This is a genomic window from Amycolatopsis tolypomycina, assembly GCF_900105945.1.
GTDB classification, from domain to species: Bacteria; Actinomycetota; Actinomycetes; order Mycobacteriales; family Pseudonocardiaceae; genus Amycolatopsis; species Amycolatopsis tolypomycina.
Genome location: NZ_FNSO01000004.1, coordinates 7,431,381 through 7,452,474, shown reverse-complemented (window position 1 = coordinate 7,452,474; position 21,094 = coordinate 7,431,381). Strand labels below are relative to the sequence as shown.

Here is a 21,094-nt window from a genome sequence, read left to right as displayed (position 1 = left end):
GGTGGAGACGATGACAGCAAGCGATCTCGTGGGGGATCTGCCGCGCCGGGCCGTGGTCGAGCGGGTGGTCGAAACCCGGCTGCCGACCCGGCACGGGACGTTCCGCGCGGTCGGCTACCTCGACCGCGCCGGCATCGAACAGGTCGCGCTGGTGTACGGGGAGGTCTCCCCGCTCGGCGCGCTGACCCGGGTGCACAGCGAGTGCCTGACCGGCGACGTCTTCGGTTCGACGCACTGCGAATGCGGCGACCAGCTGGCGGCGGCGCTGGACCGGATCGTCGAGGAGGGCTCGGGCGTGCTGGTGTACGTCCAGGGCCACGAGGGCCGCGGGATCGGCCTGCTGGCGAAGCTCGAGGCGATGCGGCTGCAGCAGGACGAGGGCCTCGACACGGTCGACGCGAACGTGGCCCAGGGCCTGCCGGTCGACGCCCGCGACTACCACGCGGCGGCGGGGATCCTGACCGACCTCGGCATCCGCTCGGTGCGGCTGCTGTCCAACAACCCGAAGAAGGTCGAACAGCTCACGCGCTACGGAATCCGGATCAGCGAGCAGGTTCCGCTGCTGGTTCCGCCGAACCCGGAGAACCTGCGGTACCTGCGGACGAAGGCCGAGCGGATGGCCCACCTGCTCCCGCACCTGGACCAGGTCTTCTCAGGCGCTTAACACCTCGAGCACGCCGGCGAAGCGCTGGACCAGCGTGTCCAGCACCACGTGCCCCTTCGCCGCGCTCGCCAGCGACGGACGGCCGACCACGCCCGACTCCGTGTACGCCCGCAGGCCCAGCGTCAGCAGGTGCTCCCGGTCGGTGACGTGGTCGGCCGCCTCGTACCCGGGGCGGATCAGGTGCGGGTGGGCATGGAGCAGGATCGACGTCTCCAGCTCGCCCGCGTGCATGTCGTCGTCGAGCGAGGTCCGCAGGCCGGCCGCGGTGTGCGCCGCCTGCCAGTCCGCGACGCCCGGGAACAGCGCCATCGTGCCCGCCGCCTCCTGGACCACATTGGACAGTACGTAGTTGCCGCCGTGGCCGTTGACCAGCACCAGCCGGTCCACCCCGGACGCCTGCAGCGACGCCGCGACGTCGGTGACCACCGCGTGCAGCGTGCGCGCCGAAATGCTCACCGTGCCCGCCCACCCCGCGTGCTCGTGCGAGCACGAGATCGTGACCGGCGGCAGGTGGAGCACGGGGTAGGCGTCGGCGACGGCCTTGGCCAGCGTCGCCGCGATGACCGTGTCGGTGGCCAGGGGCAGGTGCGCGCCGTGCTGTTCGAAGCTGCCGATCGGCAGCACCGCGACCGACGCCCGCCGCTCCTGCTCGTCGGCGGTGGTGGCGAGCGGGAACAGATCGGTCATCGCTGCGGCCCTTCACTAGGTTGGTGAGCATGACCGAGCATGCCGCACTGCTGGACGTCGCGCGCGAGGCCGTTGCGAAGGCGACGGAGATCGTCAGGTCGCGCCCGACTTTTTCCGTTTCCGCGAAAGGCGATCGCGACCTGGTGACCGACGTCGACACCGCGGTCGAGGACGCGCTGCGCGAGTTCCTCGCCGCCGAGACGCCGGAGATCGGCATCCTCGGCGAAGAGCGCGGCCGCAGCGGGGACGGCGGCGGCCGGTGGTGGGCGCTCGACCCCATCGACGGGACCGCGAACTTCGCTCGCGGAATTCCACTCTGCGGGATTTCCCTGGCGCTCGTGGACGGCGAACACAGCACGGTCGCCGCGATCGCGCTGCCGTACCTCGGCGTCACGTACACCGCCGCGCGCGGGGAAGGCGCCTTCGCGAACGGAAAGCGCGTCGGCGCGTCCACCGCGACGGAGCTGTCCGACGCGATGATCGCCGTCGGGGACTTCGCCATCGGGCAGCTCGCGGAAGAGAAGAACCGCGCCCGGCTGACGCTGCTGTCGGACCTCGGCGCGCGGGCGCAGAAGATCAGGATGCTCGGCACGGCGGCCATCGACCTCGCCTGGGTGGCGGACGGAAAGCTCGACGCCGCACTGATCCTGTCCAACAACCCCTGGGACACCATGGCCGGTGTACTGCTCGTGCGCGAGGCCGGCGGCGCCGTCGTCGACCGCGACGGCAGCGAGCACACGGTCGGTTCCGCGGCGACGATCGCCGTCGGCGCCGGGCTGCGCAAGGAGATCGTGGACGCACTTGATCGTGCGTACGGGGTTGTTCGTTAGGATTCCGGGGTACACGTGGGCGGCGCCACAACGCTGGATTGCGCTGTCCGCGCAAGGTTTTCGGTTACGTTGGTACCGGTCGGCCGCCCAGCCTGGCATGCTGACCGGATCTCGTCGGCCGCTTCGGAGAATGGTGGATGCTCGTGGAAAGTCGCCGGATCCGCGATCGGTACCGGCTGCTCGAGCCGGTCGGCGGCGGCGCGATGGGCACGGTGTGGCGGGCCCAGGACGAAAAGCTCGACCGCACCGTGGCGATCAAGGAACTCCTGCTGCCGCACGACCACGACGAGCAACGCACCCAGGAGGCGAAGAACCGCGCGATGCGCGAGGCGCGGATCGCCGCCCGGCTGCAGCATTCCCACGCGATCACCGTGTTCGCCGTCCTCGAGGAGGAGGACCGGCCGTGGCTGGTGATGGAGTACCTGCCGTCGAAGAGTTTGGCCGTGGTGCTCGGCGAGCAGCCGGCCACGGTGGACGAAGCCATCCGCGTCGGCGCGCAGATCAGCTCGGCGCTGGCCGGTGCGCACCGCGCCGGCGTCGTGCACCGCGACGTGAAGCCGGCCAACATCCTGGTCGCCGAGGACGGCACGGCGAAGATCACCGACTTCGGCATCTCGCGCGCGATCGGTGACGTCAAGCTGACGGCCACCGGCGAGATCGCCGGCACGCCCGCGTACCTCGCGCCCGAGGTGGCCCGCGGCGAGGACGCGGACTTCGCCGCCGACGTCTTCTCGCTCGGCGCCACGCTGTACGCCGCCGTCGAGGGGCAGTCGCCCTACGGCACCGCCGACAACCCGATCGCGTTGCTCTACAAGGCGTCCAGCGGCGAGATCGTGCCGCCGGAGAAGGCGGGCAGGCTGACGCCGCTGCTGGTGCGGATGCTCGCCTCCGAGCCGGCCGAGCGCCCGTCGATGGACGAGGTCGAGCAGGAGCTGCTGGCGCTGCTGCCGGGCGAGGAGCCCGGCGAGTCGGTGCTCGCGGCGACGGTCCCCGAGGCCGAACCCGCGGCCGTGCCGACCGTGCCGGCCGCGGTCGCTGTGCCCGCGGGTGAGGTCACGGCGGTGTCGCCGGGCGCGCGCAAGGGCCTGATCGCCGTCGGGGCGGGCGCGGCGCTGCTGTGCGTGGCGGTCGTCGTGGTGATCCTGGTGGTCCTGCGGCAGAAGGCGCCGGCGGACAACGTCGCCGCGCCGCCGTCGCAGACGCCATCCACCTCGGCGCCCGCGACGCCGCCGCCGTCGTCTTCCCCCGCGCCCTCGTCCACGCCGTCCGCGCCGACCTCGGCCCCGTCGACGTCGCCGACGGTTTCGACGGTGGCTTCGTCGAAGACGCCCGTCGACGCGCTCGTCGCCTACTACGGGTTGCTGCCGAGCAACCCGGCGGCGGCCTGGAACCTGCTCACGGCGAACTTCAAGGCTTCGCGGAACCAGACATACGAGACGTACAAGAACTTCTGGAGCCGACACAGGTCGGTGCAGGTGAACAACCCCAGGGAAGTGGGGCCCAACCGGGTCACGGCGCGGATCACCTACGACGGCGGGAACGCCGAGAACGACACCTTCACGCTCGTCCAAGAGGGTGGCGTCTGGAAAATCGACTCGCAGAGCAGCTGAACCGTCCCGGCTTGGGGTGCGTGTGACGTATGAGCCGTCACCGCCGTCGACCCACGCTGGAGGTAGCAGTGCCCGTACCCACCGCCTCGCCCCGGCGCGCGCGATGAGGCCCGCCGACCCGATGGTGTTCATCCTCCCGGCGGCGCCGCCGGGCAGCGACACCTACGACAAGCGGATGTGCCAGAACCTGCCCGCCGTCGGCCAGCCGGTGCTGGAACTGCCGATCGCCGGCGACTGGCCGGAGCCCGACGCGACGTCGAGACGGAGACTGGCGCGGTCCCTCGCCGCGCTGCCGGACCGGACGGTCGTGCTGCTCGACAGCATGATCGCCGCCGGCGTGCCCGAGATCGTCGTCCCGCACGCGCGGCGCCTGCGCCTGGCCGTGCTGGTCCACCAGGCGCTGGCCGACGAGCCGGGGCTGGCCCCCGCGCACGCCGCGGAGCTGGACGCGTGCGAGCGCGAGACGCTGCGGATGGCCGGGATGGTGGTGGCGACCAGCCCGTGGCTCGCCCGGCTGCTGATCGACCGCCACGACCTCGACCCGGGCCGGGTGTACGTCGCCAAGCCCGGCACGGACGCGGCCCCGCTGGCGGCGGGCGCGGACGGCGTGTCCCGGCTGCTCTGCGTGGGGGACGTGACCCGCCGCAACGGCCACGACGTGCTGGTCCAGGCCCTCGGCGAGGTCGACCACCTGGCGCTGTCGTGCGTGTTCGCGGGCTCCCTCGAGGCGGATCCGGCGTTCGTCGAAGAGCTCGGCTGGTCGATCGAGCGCCTCGGCCTCGGCAACCGCATCACGCTGGCAGGCGACGCGGTCGACCTCGGCGCGGCCTACAACGCGGCGGACCTGCTGGTGATCCCGGCCCGCGCGGCGACGTCCGGCATGTTCGTCGCCCAGGCACTGGCCAGGGGCATCCCGGTCTTGGCGGCCGAGGTGGGCGGAGTGTACGACGCACTGGGCGTCGACGCCGACGGCGAGATGCCGGGCCTGCTGGTGGAGCCGGACGACCCGTTCGCCCTCGCGGACGCGCTCCACCGCTGGTACGCGGACCCGGAGCTGCGCAGGTCGTTGCGCACGGCAGCGTTGGGACGGGGCAGCGCACTGGAGGAGTGGGACGTGGCAGCCCGGCGGCTCACGTTCGTCCTGTCGCGGCTGGCGTCCGAACCGCGGATCGTCGCTTGACGGCCTTGCCGGGGTGCTGAGATTCCACGACCCTGGCCCGATGCCGTTTCACCGCCCGGCGCCACGCCGGTCCGCCGACTCCGAACGCGGGTTGCTCGAAGTCGCCGGCCGGGATCCGGATCGCCCGCTGCGTGAATCGCTGCTCGCCTTCCGGGACCTGGTCTCGGCCGACATGGACTGGGTGGACAGCCGGAAGAGCCAGTTCCGCCGGCGCGCGTCGATCGTCCGGGTGAGCGCCCTCCTGCTCACCGCGGCCTCGACCGTGGTGCTCGGTATCCAGGAGATCCCGGCCCGCGCGTCGATCGCCCTGCCGATGGTGGCACTGGTGACGGTCCTCGGCGGGCTCGAGACGTTCTTCAACTGGCGCTCGCGCTGGGTGCTGATGACGGAGACGCGGTACCGCTTCAACCGCCTGCGCGACGAGCTGGACTACTACATCGTGTCCACCCCATCGGCCGAGCTCAGCCGCGGACGGCTCGAGGAGTTCTTCGCCCGGCACCAGGTCGTCTGGGAGGAGACCAGCCGCCAGTGGGTCGAGTTCCGCAAGCTCGATCGGCCGCCGCAGGCGCCCGAAGTCCGCGGCTGAATTTCAGGCTTCGCCTTCTTCGCCCAAGGCGATCTTGCCGGTCCGGCGATATCGGGTGCCTGGGTTCCGTACCTTCTCCTCCGTCGCTTCCACCAGGCCTTCGCTGCGGAGGATGCGAAGCCAGTGCGCCACGGTCTGACCGGTGAGACCGGTGGCCGCGGCCAACTCGGCACGCGAACGCTCGCCTTCCGCCAAAGCGTTCAGGATCTCCCGGCGCCGATCCGCCCGACGTGCGCTGACACCTGAGGCCGCGCCAGTGGCAGGCAACACGGAGGGTGCCAACCGGTAGCGTGCCCAGCGCCGATTGCCGGTCTGCACCACCAGTTCACGGGCGATCAGATCGCCGAGTTCCTGGGTGGCTACGCGAGAGTCGACACGGGTCTCCGTCCGATAGGTCTGGTTGTCGAGATGGCCGCCTTCCCGAAGGATCGCGAGGCCGACGCACTGGCTCTCCGAAAGGCCGTGTTCGCCCAGCGAGTTGAGCCAGTCGACGGTCTCTTCCCCGAGAAGCGTGTGGTTGGGAAAAGTGACGCTGAACGTGCTCACGCGGTTCTTGAACTCCGGCAGGCTCATGCGCGCCGCTCGGAGGGCATTGATCATCGTCCGGATTCCGGAGCCGCGGTTTTCGCAAACGGCGTGACCGCCTCCTGGCCACGGCACGTCCTCCAGCAACCGGAGCAGGGTCGCGTTCCGTGCCGAGGAAACGCCTTCCTCGCCCAACCGCTCTTCGGTCACCGGCCCGAACAACCCGCCGGGATTCCGGACCGTGAGCCGATCGGGATACATCTCGACCTGCACCTGAGTGCCTCGCGAGCCGGGTGAGAGATCGCGGTGGACGAGCGCGTTGACGATGGCTTCACGGAGGGCGGCCTCGGGATACTGCCAGACGTCCGCACGGCCGGCCCCGCGCACGACCGATCGTCGTGTCATGTTCTTCCGGACGGCCAGTAACGCATCCCGGACCATCACCGGGATGGGTCCTTCCGCCACGACGTTGTCCACGAAGCGTTCGCCGGTCTCCGTGTTCGCGCCTTCCGCGGTCGGGTAGTGGACGAAGGTCAACATCAACTGCGGGAAGTGTTCCTGGGGGTAGCTGCCGAGGGCAAGCAGTCCGCCCACACTGGCGACGACGGTGCCACTATCGGCTGTGACCAATGCTTTGGCCCGCCGCAGCGCCGCGATGTCATCGAGTTCGCCGAACGCGTAGGGGCGGCGTGTGCGGAGCCGGTTCAGGAGCGTGGCCACGAGGGCCGGGTCGAAGTCGGCGATGCCGGTACCAGGCACAGGAGCCTCGTCATCGTGCGGTTGCCCGCGGTTCGCCAGGAGAAGCTGGACTTCGTAACTGGTGAGCCGGCGATCCCCGTCCCCTACTCGGACGAAGCTGCCTTGCGTGATTCCGGCGCCACGGCTGAAGCAGGGTTTGCGGTCAGGCGGCAGTTCCGGGATTTCGGCGACCAGGACCTGTCCGCCCTCGAAGTCGTGGATGCCGATATGAGGCCGTAAGGGTGGCTCGATGTCGGTCGCGCACATGGCGGCCAGATCGGAGGACAGCTTCGCCGGGGCGGACAGGCCCGTCGCGGCGAAGTCCGCTCCCTCGTCCAAGCCGAGGATCAGGGTGCCACCTCGAGTGTTCGCGAAGGCGACGAGTGTTTCGCGGGCGGAACGTGGCAGACCACCCTCCGCCTTCTTGACTTCGACGTCGGACACGTCGCTGCCGAGAAGGCGGAGGTTCTCGACGATCTCCGCGAGTTCTTCGTCTTGCACAGTCTGCTCCGCAACCTCGGCAGCATGCTAATTGACATGTTAATTAGCATGCTGCGTACGGTAGCAGTCGAATACGTAGTGTGCTCACGCCAGGGTGAGGGCGTAGATCTCCACCCGCGGATCGTTCGGCAGGCTCACCGACTGCACGGTCTTCCCACTGTCCAACCCCGCCGAAAGACCGAACAACCGGACCGCCGGCCCGTCGACCCCGCTGCCGGCCTTGATCCGGTGCGGCATCTCCAGCACCACCGGACTCCCGGACCCGGCCCAGTCGCCGAACGTCAACGCCAGGTCAGCGCTCGTCCCGTCGGTGTAGTGCGCGGTCAGCGTCGTCGACACCGGGCCGTTGTGCGACGCGCCCACGATCCGAAGTGCCGCGTGCTGCCCCGCCGGCAACAGCAGGGACTGTCCGCGAGCCTCCACGAAGTTGAGCGCAGTCCCCGAGGGGGATGGCGCCGCGTACGTGACGTCGTCCCAGACCACCGGGCCCGCTGCCGGGAGCAAAGCCGCGTCGTAGCTCCAGCCGCCGCCGTCGAAGTTGCCTTCCGATGAGGCCGCCGCCGTTGCCGTGCCGTCGTGGTTGCGGTCGCGGGTGAGGTCCACCGCGCACTGCGGTCCCGGCGACACGCACGCCGACGGCGTCCTCACCTCGACCGTCGCCGAGCGGGTCACGGTGTTCGGGCCGGACACCCTGACCTGCACCGGGTACGTCCCCGGCGCCGCGGACGCCGGCACGTTCAGCGTGATCGGGACCGTCCGCGAAACCGGCAGCCGTCCGGACCAGGCCAGGACCAGCGGCTGGACCTGCGACTTCCACGGCGACGTGACCGACACCGCCACCGGCTGCAGGCCCGGGTTCTGCGCCACCACGTCGAGGTCGAGGTGCACCTGCTGCGCCGCCCCGGCCGGGATGACCACGGACGTCTGCCGCAACGAGGCGTCGACGTGCCGCCGGGGGTCGCCCGGCGCGTTGTTCACCGACGGCGGTGCCGCGGAAACCGACGTCCCCCACGAAGACGGGCGCGAGCCGAGCTTGTGCGCAAGCGTCCCGCCGTGGGCCAGTGAGGCCCAGTCCAGCGACGTCTGGCGGACGTCCCGGCCGTTGAGCGACACGCTCTGGATGTAGCGGTTCGCGTCGCTCGCGCCCGGCGCCGACACCGTCAGCGTGCCGCCCTGGGCGGACCCGTACTGTCCGATCCGGACAGTCGCCGACTCGAACTGCGGGCTCGACAGCGCGAGGAAGTTCGCGCCGCTCATCGTCGGGTACAGGCCGAGCGACGAGAAGACGTACCACGCCGACATCGTGCCGAGGTCGTCGTTGCCGGTCATGCCGTCGGGGCCCGTCGTGAACAACGTCATCGCCGCGCGGACCACGGTCGCCGTCTTGGCCGGCGCGCCGACCCAGTTGTACATGTACGGCGCGAGCAGGTCCGGCTCGTTGTTCGGGTTGTACGTCGCCTTGCCGTAGTAGTCGTACGGGCTCGCGATCCAGTCCTTCCGCGCGGTGCCCGCCGGGTCCTTCAGGAGATTGCCGTAGGAGAAGAACGAGTCCAGGCGCTTCTCGGTCGCCGTCCGGCCGCCCATCAGGGAGACCAGCCCGGCCGGGTCCTGCGGCACGAGCCACTGGTACTGGTAGGCGCCGCCTTCGTGGAACTGGTGGGCGGCGTCGACCGGGTTGTACGGCGTGAGGAACGTGCCCTCGGTGGTACGGGGCCGGAACTGCTGGATCGACGAGTCCCACAGGTTGCGGTACCACTGGCCGCGGTCGGCGAACATCCGCGCGTCCGCCTGGTGGCCGAGCCCGCGGGCCATCAGCGCGAGCGACGCGTCCGCCGCGGCGTACTCCATCGTCGCCGGCGCCGGGTGCTCGCAGTCGTTGTCGCCGCCCTTGGCCGCGCAGTCCGTGCCGAGCGTCAGCCCGCTCGGGATGTAGCCGCGCTCGTTGTAGTGGTTGACGCCGGAGCGGCCGTTGTACGGCGAGTCGGCGGGCGGCGTGCTCGTCGCGTTCTTCTTGAGCAGCGCGTACGCCTCTTCTTCGTGCCCGGCGAGCAGGCCCTTGGACCACGCCTCGACGAGGAACGGCGTCACCGGGTCGCCGGTCATGATGTTCGTTTCGCTCTCGGCCAGCGCCCACCGCGGCAGCCACCCGCCGTCACGGCCGATGGCGACGACCGACAGGGCGACGTCCCGCGCGACCTGCGGTTCCAGCAGTTCGAGGAGCTGGTTCTGCGGGCGGTAGGTGTCCCACAGCGAGAAGTTCTGGTACGGCGTGTAACCGCTCGCCGTGTGCACCTTGCCGTCGAAGCCGGTGTAGCTGCCATCGGTGTCGCCGGCCAGGTTCGGGTGCAGTTGGGCGTGGTAGAGCGCGGTGTAGAACGCCGTCTGCCGCTCGGTCGTGCCGCCGGCGATCTTGATCGCGCCGAGCCGGTCGGCCCACTGCTGGTGCAGCGCGGCGCGGGTGGCGTCGAAGTCGTAGTTCGACGTCTCCGCCGCGAGGTTCTTCCGCGCGCCGTCGAGCCCGGTGTAGGACAGGCCGACCTTGAGCACGACGTCGTGGTCGGTGGTCGCGTCGAAGCTCGCCCAGGCGCCGTTGCTCCCGGTGCCCGCGGCGTCGCGGCCGCCCGGCGTGCGCGTCGAGCCGCGCCAGGTGCCGAACGAGCTGAACGGCCGGTCGAAGGTGGCGGTGAAGTAGACGGTGTGCTCGTCGTGGCCGGCGCAGAACCCGCCGGCCTTGACCCGCCCTTCGAGCGTCCGGTCGCCGACGACGTGGATTTCGGAGTCCTTGACGGACTGGTTGGCCTGGCCGGTGTTGAACAGGACGTTCGCCTGCCCGGTCGAGGGGAACGTGTAGCGCTGCCAGCCGGTGCGCGCGGTCGCCGTCAGCTCGGCGTCGATCCCGTACTTCTTGAGGCCGACGCGGTAGTAGCCGGGCTCGGCGTGTTCGTCGTCGTGGCTGTATCCGGACTTGTAGGCGTTCTTGTCAACGTTGTCCACGGCGCCCGTGGTCGGCATGACCGGCAGCTCGCCCATCACGCCGCAGCCGACGCCGGACAGGTGCGTCTGGCTGAAGCCGTAGATCGCGTTCTGCAGGTAGTCGTAGCCGCCCTGCCCGCCGGTGTCCGGGCTGACCTGCACCATCCCGAACGGCGCACTGGCGCCGGGGAAGGTGTTCCCGAAGTTCTGCGTGCCGACGAACGGGTTGACCAGGCTCACCGGATCGACTGCGGTGGCGGCGTGTGCGGTGGCCTGGGTCGTGGCGGCGACCACGAGCCCCACGGCCGCCGCGGCGATCAGTTGTCTGCTTGGCGACCCCATGGGGCGCGCACCTCCCAGGTGACAACGTTGTCAAGAGCGGACTGTCGAGCAGCTTTTCACATCGGCGGGCATTTGAGAAGGCGGCAACCAGGTCAAGCCGTTGTCATCGCCCGCCGGAGCAGCCGCGAGGCGGCCTCGACGCCGGTGTCGGCGAGGTTGCCGTAGCCGAGGACGAGCGCGGGCTCGCCCGGCGCCGTCCGGTAGCCGTCGAGGTCGGTCACCTTGACGCCGTTCCGCCGGGCCCGCCGGACGACCGCGGCGGCGTCCTGGTCGAGGTGGAGCACGAGGTGCAGCCCGGCCGCGACCCCGGACAGCCGCGCGGGCCCGAGCGCGGCGACCAGCCGGTCACGCCGGGTGCGGTACCGCAGCCGGGCACTGCGCAGGTACCGGTCGTAGCCGCCGCTTTCGACGAAGCCGGCGAGGGCGAGCTGGTCGACCACGGGCGGCGGGTGCGCCGTCACCGTCCACTGTGGAGGCAGGACGGCCCAGCCGAGCCCGAGCGCAGGGCTGAGCGTCTTGCTGACCGACCCGAAGAGCGCGACCCGGCCCGGGTCGGTGCCCTGGACGGTGCCGACGGGCCGCCGGTCGTACCGGAACTCGGCGTCGTAGTCGTCCTCGAGGATCAGGCCGTCGACGTCCCGCGCCCAGGCCAGCAGCTCGGCGCGCCGCCGCGGCGAAAGCACCGCGCCGGTGGGGAACTGGTGCGCGGGCGTGACGAGCACGGCGCGGACGCCCGCCGGGATCCGCCCGACGTCGATGCCTTCGTCGTCGACCGGCACCGGCTCGACGGTCAGCCCGGCGCTCTCGGCCGCCCGCCGCAGCCGCGTCCACCCGGGATCCTCGACGGCCAGCCGCGTGCGGCCGCGTTCGGCCAGTGCGCGGCACACGCCGGTCACGCCGTCGGTGACGCCGCCGCAGACGAGCACGGTGCCCGGCGCGGCGCCGCGCACACGCCGGAGGTAGTCGCCCAGTACCCGCCGCAGCCGCGGGTGGCCGCCCGGCTCGGGCAGCCCGAAGTCGGTGTGCGGCGTGGTCGCGAGGACTTCGCGGACGGCTTCCGCCCACGGCCGGCGGGGGAAGTTCCGCAGGTCGGGAAGGCCCGGCGCGAGGTCGTACCGCGGTGGCGCCGCGCGCACCTGCTCCTTCGCCGCCACCGCGTCGCCCACCCGCCGGACCCGGGTGGCCGACCCGGTGCGCCCGGCCAGGTACCCCTCGGCGACGAGCTGGGCGTAGGCCTGCGTGACGACCCACCGCGAGCACCCGAGGTCGGCGGCGAGCTGACGGCTCGGCGGGACGGCGTCCTGCAGAACGCCGTCGCGGATGGCCTGGCGCAGGGCCCTGGCCAGCCGTTCGTGCTTCGCGCCCGGTCCGGTCAGCTCCAGCAGCACGCCCCAATTGGTCTGTGATCCAGCCACAGGATTGGACTGTAGTACCGGACCGATTCCGGCTTAGCGTGGTCGCATGAAGAAGGTGGAACTGGGCCGGACCGGCCAGTACGTGAGCCAGGTGTCACTGGGCTGCATGACGATGGGCACGTCGACCGACGAGCCGGCGTCGGCCCGCATCCTGGACGCGTACCTCGACGCCGGCGGCGACTTCCTGGACACGGCCAACTGCTACGCCTGGTGGGTGGGCGAGGAATTCTCGGGCGGCGAAAGCGAAGCACTCCTCGGCCGCCTGTTGCGGGGCCGCCGCGACCGGGTCTTCCTGGCCACGAAGGTGGCGGCGGGCATCACGGACCTCCCCGCCGCCCGCGCGGCATCCCGCCCGGACGGCTCGACGGACTGGGCAGCGCGGGAACGCACGTACGAGGGCGCGAGCGCCGCGGTGATCGAGCGCGAGGCGGAGGCGAGCCTGCGGCGCCTGGGCACCGACCACATCGACCTCTACTACATCCACGTCGACGACCCGGCCACGCCGCTCGAAGAGACACTGTCTGCTTTGGACAGTCTGGTCCGGTCCGGCAAGGTGCGGTACATCGGCTGGAGCAACGTGCGGACGTGGCGCCTGGAGCGGATTCGCACACTGGCGCTGGCGAACGGCTGGGCCTCGCCGGTGGCGGTCCAGGTCCAGCACTCGTACCTGCGCCCGGCCGGCCCGGACGTCCCGTCCATCGCGGGCGGCGAGCTGCTGGACTGGCTGGCCCGCCACCCGGACGTCTCCCTGGCCGCGTATTCGTCGCTGCTGCGCGGAATCTACGATGACGCCGCCTACCGGGAGTCCACGCCGATCTGGCGGTCCTACGCGGGCCCGGACTCGGAAGCCCGCCTGGCCGCGGTGGCGAAGGTGGCGTCCGCGCTCGGCGCCACGGGCAACCAGGTGGCGCTGGCGTGGCTGCTGCGCAAGGGCGCCATCCCGCTGATCGGGCCGCGCACCTGGGCGCACTACGAGTCGATCGCGCCGGCCTTCACCCTGGAGCTGCCGGACGAGCTCGTGTCCTTGCTGGACAACGCATAGGCGGTGGCGAGCAGCGCGGCGACGCTCGGTTTGCGTTCGTCGCGCCGCCACGTCATGGTGACGTCGGTGGTCGCGCCGGCCAGGGGAACGGCGACCGCGCCTTCGCCGGCGGCGAGGGCGGGCACGAGCCCGCACCCCAGGCCGGCCGCGCTCGCCGAAGAGGGCGGGGATGCGTTGCGCACAAAGGGTTTCGAGCGCGCCGATGGTCAGTTCGCCCGCGGGCTCGCCGCGTTCCTCGTCGACCGCGGCCCTGGCTTCCTCGACGAGTTCGAGCACCTGGCCCGCGTACCCGACGAGCCGTTCGCCGGCGTCACCGAGCGTCCACGCCTTCGGGGTGGCAAGACTCCTCATCGGCCTTTCGCCGGGCTACTTCCTGGTCACGCTGACGTTCGCGGCGTTCTTGCTGACGGCGGGCGCCTGGTCGGACCGCTTCGGCGCCCGTCGCGTGTTCTCCCTCGGCCTGCTGGCCTTCGCGGTCCTGTCCGGTTTGTCGGCACTGTCGTTCTCGACGCCGGCGCTGATCGCGCTCCGCGCTCTGCTCGGCGTCGCGGGCGCCCTGCTGGTCCCGTCGTCGCTGTCGCTGCTCGCGGCGGCCCACCCGGTGCCGTCCGCGCGCGCCAAGGCGATGGGGGTGTGGGCCGCGGTGAGCGGAACCGGCCTGGTCGCCGGCCCGCTGCTCGGCGGTCTCCTGACGCAGGCGTTCGGCTGGCGGGCGATCTTCGTGGTCAACGTTCCGGTCGCCGCGCTCGCCTGGGCCCTGTCGCGGCCGGGGTGCCCTGCCGCTCGCCGTCGTCGCGGCGGTGGTGTTCGTGCTCTCGCTGTATTTCCGACAATCGCGCGGTTCTCCGCCGTCTGCGACGGGACTGGCTTTCCTTCCGCTGACGATTCCGACGGCCTTCAATCCCGTTTTCACCGGCCGCACGACGACGTCGATCACCCTGGTCGCGGCCGCCGGTGTGCTCCTCGTCGGCGCGGTTGCCGTTTCCTGTTCGTTCATGAAACAGGAAACCCCTTGTAGCTGAATGCCGTGGCGCGAATCCTCGGTGGTGGGCGCGGAATCATCCGAACTGCCCGGAACAAATCACCATTCCCGAGGAGGGATTCGCCATGTTCAAAAAGCTGGCCAAAATCGGTGGCCCGGTGCTCGCGATCTGCGCGCTCGCCGCGCTGCCGTTGATCGGCTCCACCACCGCGTCGGCGGCGGACGACGGCGGGGCGCCGGCCGCCCCGGTCGTCACGCCGACGCCGACCCCCACCACCGACGGCAACCCCTGGCACGGTTGAGGAACCCGCGGCCGTGAGTGGCGCCGCCACTCACGGCTCACCGCGGCGCGCAGGCGCAGCTCAACGCCGAACGCTCTTCGCGCACTTCGCCGGCTTCCGGCAGCTCGAGCTCGGCGAACTCGTCCTCGGCCGCGGTCCAGTGCGTGACGGCGCTTTCGTGGTCGCCCATCGCGTGCAGCGTCTCGGCGACGCCGCGGTGGGCGCGCGCCCGGTAGGCGCGGTTGCCGCTGCCGTCGGCCAGGTCCAGGGCGGACTTGCCGGCGGTGAGCGCTTCCTGGCGCGCGCCCCGGGCGAGCGCCGTCGCGCCGCGGTCGAGGTACAGCTGGGTGCGCAGGTCCGCGTCCGGCACGTTCGCCGCCACTTCGCGGGCCTTGTCGTGGTAGCGGACGGCTTCGGCGTACCGGCCGCGCTGCCGGTGCACGTTCCCGATGTTGTTCAGCGCGTAGGCCTCGACGCAGCGGTCGCCGACTTCGGCGGCGTGCCCGTGCGCCTCGGTGTAGCTGGTCAGCGCTTCGGTGAGCAGGCCGAGCCGTTCCTGGACGGAGCCGAGGTTGTTGAGCGTGTGCGCCAGGCCCTGGACGTGCCCGATCTCCCGCAGCATCCGGGCGGCGGAATCGTGCTGGCGCAACGCGGTCCGGAGGTTGCCGTGGAGCTCGTTGAGGTAGCCGAGCATGCCGAGGGCGTGGGCTTCGCCGCGCCGGTCTTCGGTCTGTTCGTACTTGGCCAGCGCGGCTTCGAGGTGGGCCATCGCCTGGTCGTGCCGGCCCAGCTCCATCGTCGGGATGGCGAGCGCGCACAGCGTCGCCGCTTCGCCGCGCGGATCGCCGAGGCGGCGCCACTTCGGCAGGGCACGGGCGGCGAGCTCCAGTGCCTCGGCGAGCTGCCCGCGCCGGTCGTGCGCGGTGGCCAGCCGCAGCAGGACGTGCGCCTGGCCGTAGTCGTTGCCCTGGTCGGCGGCGACGGTCCGCCAGGCGAGCTCGAGCGTGCCGATCCAGTCCTCGAACTGGTTCGTCGTGTTGAAGTACCGCCACAGCAGCACGGCCAGCCGCCAGGTGTGCTCGGGCAGGGCGTGCCCGGCGGCGTAGCGGATGGCGGCCACGAGGTTGTCGCGTTCGGCGACGATCCACCGCAGCCCGGCGTCGGCGCCGGCGAAGCCCGGCGTCACCGCGCAGGACCGGTCCGTCGTCGACGGCTGCTGCGCGCGGTCGAAGGGGTAGGCGGCGCGGACCGCGGCCGCCAGCGTCACCAGGTAGAAGTCGAGCAGCCGGATCATCGCCTGCCGTGGCGCGGGCGCGTCCGCGGCGAACTCCTTGAGCGGGTCGAGCATCTGGTACCGCTCGGGCGCGGCCTCCTCCAGCAGGCTGACCTCGTGGAGCTCGTCGAGCAGCGACCGCGCCTCGGCGACGTCGCAGCCGGCGAGCGCCGCGCCGCCGACGACGTCGACGTCCGGCCCCGGCAGGCTGCCGAGCAGCCGGAACATGACGCGCTGCGGCTCGCCGAGCTGCTGGTAGGACACGCGGACGGCGGTGTTGGCGTCGGCCTGGCCCTTTTCGTCGAGCAGGCGCAGGAGGTGCTCCAGCGGCCACCGGTCGTGCCGCCGGAAGAGCGCGGCGGCGACCCGGATGGGCATCGGCAGGTAGCCGCACCGCCGGACCACCGCGGCGACGTCGGCCGCCCGGCCCCGCAGCCGCGCCGGCCCGCCGAGCGCGTGGAACAGCTCGGCCGCCTCCGCAGGCGGCAGCGGCGCGAGCCGGATGTGGTCGCCGGTGTCGGCGTCGCCCATCCGCCGGCTGGTGATGACGGCCAGGCAGCCGTCCGCCTCGGGCAGCAGCGGCCGGATCTGCTCCGGCGACGCGGCGTTGTCGAGTACGACGAGCGTGCGGGTGCCCCAGAGTGTGGCCTGGTAGAGCGTCACTTTCCGGCCCACGGTGGCCGGGATCTGCTCGGCGGGCACGCCGAGTTCGACGAGCAGCTCGCTGAGGGCGTCACCGACGTCGGTCGCGTCGACGCCCGGGGTGAAGCCGTTGAGACGCGCCAGCAGCTGGCCGTCGGGGAAGCGGTCGCGCAGCCGGTGGGCCGCCTCGACGGCCAGGCCGGACTTGCCGACGCCGGGCGCGCCGCTGACCCAGACGGCCCGCCGCCCGGCCGCGGCGGCCGCCTCGATCACGGCGATCTCCCCGGCCCGGCCGGTGAACCCGCCCGGCCGCGACGGCAGCGAGCTGGGCGGATCGCCCTGCTCGGCCCGCGCGGCGAGCTTCCGCAGCACCGGCCCGGGCGCCATCCGCAGCGCGGCGAGGGCGTCGCGCGTGCCGTGGTAGACGCGCAGGGCGGCCGCCCGGTCGCCGCCGGCGAGCAGCGCGCGCATGAGGAGTTCGGCGTGCTTCTGGCTGGCCGGATCGGCCTGGACGAGCGGCCGCAGCCGGTCGCGCGCGGACCGGTGGTCGCCGGCCTCGAGCTCGAGTTCGGCCAGGTCTCCGACGGCGTCGGGGTAGCTCTCGTCCGGCGAGATCACCCCGGGCCCGCCGACGCGGTCGATGTCGATGTCTTCGAGGAACTTCCCCCGCCACAGCCCGACGGCCTCCCGCAGCAGCGCGATCGCCCGGCGCGGGTCGTCGGCCCGGACGTCCGCGGCCTCGGCGCGCAGCCGGTCGAACCGCACGGTGTCGAGCTGGTCGTCGCCGATCCGCAGCAGGTAGCCGGTCGGGGTGGTTTCGATGGTCGCGTCCCCGACGACGTCCCGCAGCCGCTTGATGTAGCTGCGCACCAGGGTGGGCTTGGCTTCGCGGTCGGCCCAGACGATCTCGGCGAGACGCGCCGGCGTGACGGGCTTGTTCGCGTGCAGGAGCAGCACGACGAGGACGAACCGCTGCTGCTGGTCACCCAGCGGCACCGGTGCGCCGTCGTGCCACGCCTCGAGCGGGCCGAGCATCCGAAACTCCACGCGGCCTCCCCGGCGTCAGCTTGCTGTCCACTTTCGATGTCGCGCAAGCGGCCGTCCGGGTTTCGGAAATCCGCATTTCTTCCACGTTCGGTGCACGCGGGCTCGGCAGACTCCGCCGGTCAACCTGGGGTGTGAAGGAGAAACCGTTATGGGGTCCGACGTGTTGCCGTGCTACGTGGCCTGCGATGTCTCGCTTTCGATGACCGACCACATCGACGAGCTGAACGCCGGGCTGCGCGAGTTCCGCGGCGCCGTCCACGCGGACGCGTCACTGGCCGGCCGCGTGTTCTGCAGCGTGGTGGGCTTCGGCGAGCGGCCGCAGGTGGTCCAGTCCCTGCTCCCGATGGACGACCTCGCCGAGCTGCCCGAGCCGGGACCGTCCGCGGGCACCAACTTCGGCCCGCTGTTCACGTTCCTGCGCGCCACGATCGACCGCGACCTTTTCGTGTTGAAGCGCCACCGCCTGGCCGTGCACCGCCCGCTGGTGTTCGTCCTGTCCGACGGCCAGCCGACGGACCCGGTGACCTGGCCGTTCGCGTTCGCCGCCCTGACGGACCCGTCCTGGTCCTGCTGCCCCCGCGTGGTGACGTTCGGCCTGGGCGACGCGGACCAGGAGGCACTGGACCGCATCGGAACGCACCGGACGTACGTGGGCCGCGACGGCGTCCGGGTGGGGACGGCGCTGATCGCCTCGGTGATGCACGTTCTGTCCACTTCCCGTCCACCGGCTGACCGCACCCTGTCCAAAAGGGGGTCCGCAAGGGGGTTGCCATGGAAACGCACTGAAGGAGAAGCCGGTGGAGCGCACTGAGCTGGTCCGCGAGCTGAAGACGTTGCGGAAGGGCCGCGGTCTGCAGGCGAGCAGGCTCGCGGACCGAGTCGGGCCCGCGTTGTCCGCGGCATGCGGGGTCGCGGAGTCCGACGGAATGGTGGCAATCCGGACAAAGGTGTCCGGTCGCCTGTCGGAGCTGGCATCCCAGTTGCCGGAGGACCTCCGCCTGGCGGCGTTGGCGGCCTTCGCGATCACCCCGGAGGCCCGCCAGCCGCTGTACCAGGAGAGGGTGAGGTGGGCGGCTCTGCGCGTGGACCGTGATCCACGGACGGTCCGCCGCCGCGTGGACGAGGCGATCGAGCTGCTGGCGGAGCTGGCGTTGTCGGTCCTGCCTTCGTCGGGCAGCTGGCACATCTCGTCGTTGACGCTGGCCCTGGTGGTCGAGGAATCGTGCGTGTTCGAGCAGCACCGTTTGGTGGCCGACCAGGACGGTTTGCGGTCGTTCGACCTGGCCTTTCCGGCCGGCGAGGGTCTGGTGCTGTACGGCGGAACGCTGTCGTCGGGAACGGTGGAGCTGCCGGCGGCGCTGTCCCGCGGCGAGTCGTGGGAGTTCGCGGCGGTGTTCTCTTTTGAGTCGGCGTCACAGATGGTGTACGTCCCACGGCACCGGTGTGAGGTGTTCGACCTGCGGGTGAAGTTCGGAAAGGAGCGGCCGTCGGAGGTGCTGGCGTTGGATGGGGCCTTCGAGAGGGACGTCGTGGACCCGCGGTACCGGGGCCGGAGGCCGGCCGTCGATGCGGCGGGGGAGGTCCATCTGCAGTTCCGGCACCTGACGCCGGGGCTGGTCTATGGGGCGCGGTGGGCGGATCAGTTACCTTGCCGGTAGGCGACAAGAGGGGACCGGGTGCGCACCTACTACGACCAGGACGATCACGAGGGCTACGAAGCGGGGCAGGGCCTCCTGATCCGGCGTCTCACGAAGTGGGCTGCCGCGCAAGGCCGTGAGCTCGACCCCTACGCCGTGGTCTCGGCACTCCAGTTCCGGCACACCTCGGTCGACGGGCGGCTGACTCACTGGACGGCCGCGCTGGTCCGGGAATTCCTGTTGTCGTACGTGCCGCGCACAATGTCGGCGACCGCCGACGAGGCCGTCCTCGTGCCCGGAACGCTGCGGCTGTTCCTCCGCTATCTCCACGAGACCGGGCTGGTGGACCCCATGGGCGACCCGCCGGCGGAACTCGAGGCCGCGGTCGCCGCGGCGACGGACGGCTTCCCGGCCGCGATGGCCGACGAGCGCAATTTCGGCGTCGCCAAGTACTGGGTGATGACGGCCGCCCGGAAGGGAATCGACCCCTCGGACCACGAGGCGTTGAACGCGTTCTTCGCCGACGTACGCGAGGGGCGGCACAGTCATGACGCCGAACTCCTGGACGAACTCGTCGCCAAGCAGATCACCGAGCAGGCCGAACGGGCGTTCGCGCAGCCGGCGGTCTCGTTGCCGGCCGACGCGGAGCTGGCGGACACGGCCGAAGCCTCGTCGATCGTGACCCAGCTGCGGAAGTTCGTCGACTGGGTGGGCGACGGCCGCGCGTTGACCACCACCGGCAACCTGAAGCTCGCCGACGCCCGCGAGCTGGTGTCGCTGCTGGATACCGGCGACGTGCTCGAATGGGACGGCGGCGACAAGGTGTACCCCGTCCGCAGCAGCGCCGACCTACCGCACCTCGCCATCCTTTTCGAACTCGCGAAGCGCACCCGGGTCGTGCGGGCGGTCAAGGGCAAACTGGTGCGCGTAGCCAAGGCAGCGCCGCTGGTGAAGGATGCCCTCGCGTTGTGGACGGCGGCGTTCGACGCACTCCCCGCGCGCGGCCTGCTGATCAAGGGAAGCGGCTGGGGACCCGGCTACACGGAGCTGCTCGACGAGAGCTTGGACATCGTGCTGCCGGATGTGCTCAACACGATCTACGGCCTGCCGGAGCCGGTTCCGGTCGTCCGGCTCGCCGAAACCGTCTGGCTGGCCTGTGTCGAGCACACCTACTTCGATCTGCAACCGTCGGCCGAGCCGATGTGGCGGAACGGCCTCGTCATGGAGTTCCGCCGGTTGCTCGGCACGCTGGCCGAATTCGGCGCGGTCGAGCTGACCACGGGGCCGCCCGATCCGATGTACAGCAGTGACCTGGCAGGGGAAAATCCCGAGCTCCCGCCGGAGGTGCAGGACCGGCTGCGGGGCGCGCTCGATGCTTCGTCGGTCGACCTGGTCACCCTCACGCCCCTGGGCGTCCGGGCGGTCAGGGGGCGGCTGCTGCGGGAGGGCCGGGTCGCGCCCCTGGTGGGTGATCTCGTGGACGCGGCCCCGGCCCCGATGCTGGGCGCGCTCGTGGACCACTACACCCCGGAGACGGCCGCGGCGGAGATCTCCGGCTGGCTGGCCGCACATGGTGGGGACCTTTCGCTTTTGCTGGACGCCATCCGCGAAAGCCCGTTCCGCACACGGGCGGCGGACATGTTCGCGGTCCTCGTCGACGCCCTTCCGGACGGCGGCGCGGTGCTCCGCGACATGCGCACCGACCCGGCCCTCGGTCCGATCGCGACAAACATGCTGATCGACCGCGGCGAACTGGACCTCGGCGAACTCGACGACCGGGAACGCCTGCTCGGCATGACCGAGCAGTTCCTCGTCCTGCTGGAGGCGGCCGGGCCGGAAGGAGTGTCGAGCGCACTGCCCAGCGGCGAGCTCGCGGGTTTGCGGGAAGCGATCCTCGGTTCGGGGCACCCGGATCGGGTGGGGCTGGCGGAGCTGGCCGAGGTGTTCGGGCCGGGCCCTCAGGCGCATCCACTGGGCGGTTTGACCCGGTCCCGCAAGAAGCGGCGCCGTTGAGCCGCACCAGCGGCCAGTGAGATCTCGGCCCCGGACTGGCTGCCTCGAAGGCGTCCAGCTCGGTCAGCCGCGCTTCGTGGTAGCTGGAGCCAGCTCGGCGGCGGCAGTCCACGAAGGAGTGGCTAC

General features: G+C 71.5%; 17 protein-coding genes. 11 read left to right on the top strand and 6 right to left on the bottom strand.

Translation table 11 applies throughout. The annotated features are described in order from the left end of the window. Positions 1-10: 10 nt before the first annotated feature. Positions 11-664, top strand: coding sequence for a GTP cyclohydrolase II (gene ribA, locus BLW76_RS43945; RefSeq protein ID WP_167384928.1), 654 nt, complete (start codon positions 11-13; stop codon positions 662-664). On the opposite strand, the gene BLW76_RS43940 is transcribed toward ribA, so the two are convergent. Next, positions 653-1,351, bottom strand: a complete 699-nt coding sequence (locus tag BLW76_RS43940; protein ID WP_091318253.1) for a creatininase family protein — start codon at positions 1,349-1,351, stop codon at positions 653-655. The genes ribA and BLW76_RS43940 overlap by 12 nt on opposite strands. Positions 1,352-1,380: 29 nt before the next feature. Between BLW76_RS43940 and BLW76_RS43935 the strand changes: the two genes are divergently transcribed. The 4 genes from BLW76_RS43935 (at position 1,381) to BLW76_RS43920 (ending at position 5,557) form a co-directional block, all read left to right on the top strand. Then, complete coding sequence (locus BLW76_RS43935) at positions 1,381-2,181, top strand: inositol monophosphatase family protein (protein WP_091318252.1); 801 nt, start codon at positions 1,381-1,383, stop codon at positions 2,179-2,181. A gap of 137 nt (positions 2,182-2,318) precedes the next feature. Next, the gene (locus BLW76_RS43930; protein ID WP_091318250.1) at positions 2,319-3,791 is read left to right on the top strand and encodes a serine/threonine-protein kinase; all 1,473 of its coding nucleotides are present in this window, start codon (positions 2,319-2,321) and stop codon (positions 3,789-3,791) included. Further along, positions 3,757-4,971 carry a glycosyltransferase family 4 protein gene (locus BLW76_RS43925; RefSeq protein WP_482746696.1) on the top strand — a complete coding sequence of 405 codons (1,215 nt, stop codon included), beginning with the start codon at positions 3,757-3,759 and terminating at the stop codon, positions 4,969-4,971. The genes BLW76_RS43930 and BLW76_RS43925 overlap by 35 nt, the downstream gene beginning before the upstream one ends. Before the next feature lie 40 nt (positions 4,972-5,011). Beyond that, positions 5,012-5,557: a DUF4231 domain-containing protein gene (locus BLW76_RS43920; RefSeq protein ID WP_091318247.1), complete on the top strand. Its 546-nt coding sequence runs from the start codon at positions 5,012-5,014 to the stop codon at positions 5,555-5,557. A gap of 3 nt (positions 5,558-5,560) precedes the next feature. On the opposite strand, the gene BLW76_RS43915 is transcribed toward BLW76_RS43920, so the two are convergent. The 3 genes from BLW76_RS43915 to pdxR form a co-directional block, all read right to left on the bottom strand. After that, positions 5,561-7,321 (bottom strand): ATP-binding protein, encoded by a 1,761-nt coding sequence (locus BLW76_RS43915; RefSeq protein ID WP_091318245.1) that lies wholly within the window; start codon positions 7,319-7,321, stop codon positions 5,561-5,563. Between the two features lie 84 nt (positions 7,322-7,405). Continuing rightward, positions 7,406-10,636, bottom strand: coding sequence for a GH92 family glycosyl hydrolase (locus BLW76_RS43910; protein ID WP_091318244.1), 3,231 nt, complete (start codon positions 10,634-10,636; stop codon positions 7,406-7,408). 92 nt (positions 10,637-10,728) lie between these two features. Next, positions 10,729-12,051: a MocR-like pyridoxine biosynthesis transcription factor PdxR gene (gene pdxR, locus BLW76_RS43905; RefSeq protein ID WP_244170608.1), complete on the bottom strand. Its 1,323-nt coding sequence runs from the start codon at positions 12,049-12,051 to the stop codon at positions 10,729-10,731. Positions 12,052-12,097: 46 nt separating this feature from the next. Between pdxR and BLW76_RS43900 the strand changes: the two genes are divergently transcribed. After that, positions 12,098-13,093 carry an aldo/keto reductase gene (locus BLW76_RS43900; RefSeq protein WP_091318241.1) on the top strand — a complete coding sequence of 332 codons (996 nt, stop codon included), beginning with the start codon at positions 12,098-12,100 and terminating at the stop codon, positions 13,091-13,093. Here BLW76_RS43900 and BLW76_RS43895 read toward each other — a convergent pair. Further along, positions 13,021-13,275 carry a type 2 periplasmic-binding domain-containing protein gene (locus BLW76_RS43895; protein ID WP_244170607.1) on the bottom strand — a complete coding sequence of 85 codons (255 nt, stop codon included), beginning with the start codon at positions 13,273-13,275 and terminating at the stop codon, positions 13,021-13,023. The genes BLW76_RS43900 and BLW76_RS43895 overlap by 73 nt on opposite strands. Here BLW76_RS43895 and BLW76_RS43890 point away from each other — a divergent pair. Together BLW76_RS43890 and BLW76_RS49085 are read left to right on the top strand one after the other, a co-directional pair. Further along, positions 13,263-14,111, top strand: a complete 849-nt coding sequence (locus BLW76_RS43890) for an MFS transporter (RefSeq protein WP_341866545.1) — start codon at positions 13,263-13,265, stop codon at positions 14,109-14,111. The genes BLW76_RS43895 and BLW76_RS43890 overlap by 13 nt on opposite strands. A gap of 89 nt (positions 14,112-14,200) precedes the next feature. After that, positions 14,201-14,377 (top strand): hypothetical protein, encoded by a 177-nt coding sequence (locus BLW76_RS49085; RefSeq protein ID WP_167384927.1) that lies wholly within the window; start codon positions 14,201-14,203, stop codon positions 14,375-14,377. A gap of 37 nt (positions 14,378-14,414) precedes the next feature. Here the strand turns inward: BLW76_RS49085 and BLW76_RS43885 are convergent, their stop codons facing one another. Next, positions 14,415-17,318 (bottom strand): AfsR/SARP family transcriptional regulator, encoded by a 2,904-nt coding sequence (locus BLW76_RS43885; RefSeq protein ID WP_244170605.1) that lies wholly within the window; start codon positions 17,316-17,318, stop codon positions 14,415-14,417. A 148-nt stretch (positions 17,319-17,466) separates the two neighbouring features. Between BLW76_RS43885 and BLW76_RS43880 the strand changes: the two genes are divergently transcribed. The 3 genes from BLW76_RS43880 (at position 17,467) to BLW76_RS43870 (ending at position 20,968) form a co-directional block, all read left to right on the top strand. Continuing rightward, on the top strand, positions 17,467-18,129 hold the full coding sequence (locus BLW76_RS43880) for a vWA domain-containing protein (RefSeq protein ID WP_091318237.1): 663 nt from the start codon (positions 17,467-17,469) through the stop codon (positions 18,127-18,129). Positions 18,130-18,244: 115 nt separating this feature from the next. After that, a complete protein-coding gene (locus tag BLW76_RS43875) occupies positions 18,245-18,976 on the top strand; it encodes a hypothetical protein (protein WP_143060801.1) in 732 nt (243 codons plus the stop codon). An 18-nt stretch (positions 18,977-18,994) separates the two neighbouring features. Further along, positions 18,995-20,968: a hypothetical protein gene (locus BLW76_RS43870; RefSeq protein WP_091318233.1), complete on the top strand. Its 1,974-nt coding sequence runs from the start codon at positions 18,995-18,997 to the stop codon at positions 20,966-20,968. The last annotated feature ends 126 nt before the right edge of the window (positions 20,969-21,094 follow it).

What these genes read in the sequence shown, in the direction of transcription:
- BLW76_RS43920 (WP_091318247.1), top strand. Translation starts at nt 5,012, where the DNA reads ATGCCGTTTCACCGCCCGGCGCCACGCCGGTCCGCCGACTCCGAACGC.
- BLW76_RS43890 (WP_341866545.1), top strand. Translation starts at nt 13,263, where the DNA reads ATGCGTTGCGCACAAAGGGTTTCGAGCGCGCCGATGGTCAGTTCGCCC.
- BLW76_RS43910 (WP_091318244.1), bottom strand. Translation starts at nt 10,636, where the DNA reads ATGGGGTCGCCAAGCAGACAACTGATCGCCGCGGCGGCCGTGGGGCTC.
- BLW76_RS43875 (WP_143060801.1), top strand. Translation starts at nt 18,245, where the DNA reads ATGGTGGCAATCCGGACAAAGGTGTCCGGTCGCCTGTCGGAGCTGGCA.
- BLW76_RS43880 (WP_091318237.1), top strand. Translation starts at nt 17,467, where the DNA reads ATGGGGTCCGACGTGTTGCCGTGCTACGTGGCCTGCGATGTCTCGCTT.
- BLW76_RS49085 (WP_167384927.1), top strand. Translation starts at nt 14,201, where the DNA reads ATGTTCAAAAAGCTGGCCAAAATCGGTGGCCCGGTGCTCGCGATCTGC.
- ribA (WP_167384928.1), top strand. Translation starts at nt 11, where the DNA reads ATGACAGCAAGCGATCTCGTGGGGGATCTGCCGCGCCGGGCCGTGGTC.
- BLW76_RS43940 (WP_091318253.1), bottom strand. Translation starts at nt 1,351, where the DNA reads ATGACCGATCTGTTCCCGCTCGCCACCACCGCCGACGAGCAGGAGCGG.
- BLW76_RS43900 (WP_091318241.1), top strand. Translation starts at nt 12,098, where the DNA reads ATGAAGAAGGTGGAACTGGGCCGGACCGGCCAGTACGTGAGCCAGGTG.
- BLW76_RS43930 (WP_091318250.1), top strand. Translation starts at nt 2,319, where the DNA reads ATGCTCGTGGAAAGTCGCCGGATCCGCGATCGGTACCGGCTGCTCGAG.
- BLW76_RS43935 (WP_091318252.1), top strand. Translation starts at nt 1,381, where the DNA reads ATGACCGAGCATGCCGCACTGCTGGACGTCGCGCGCGAGGCCGTTGCG.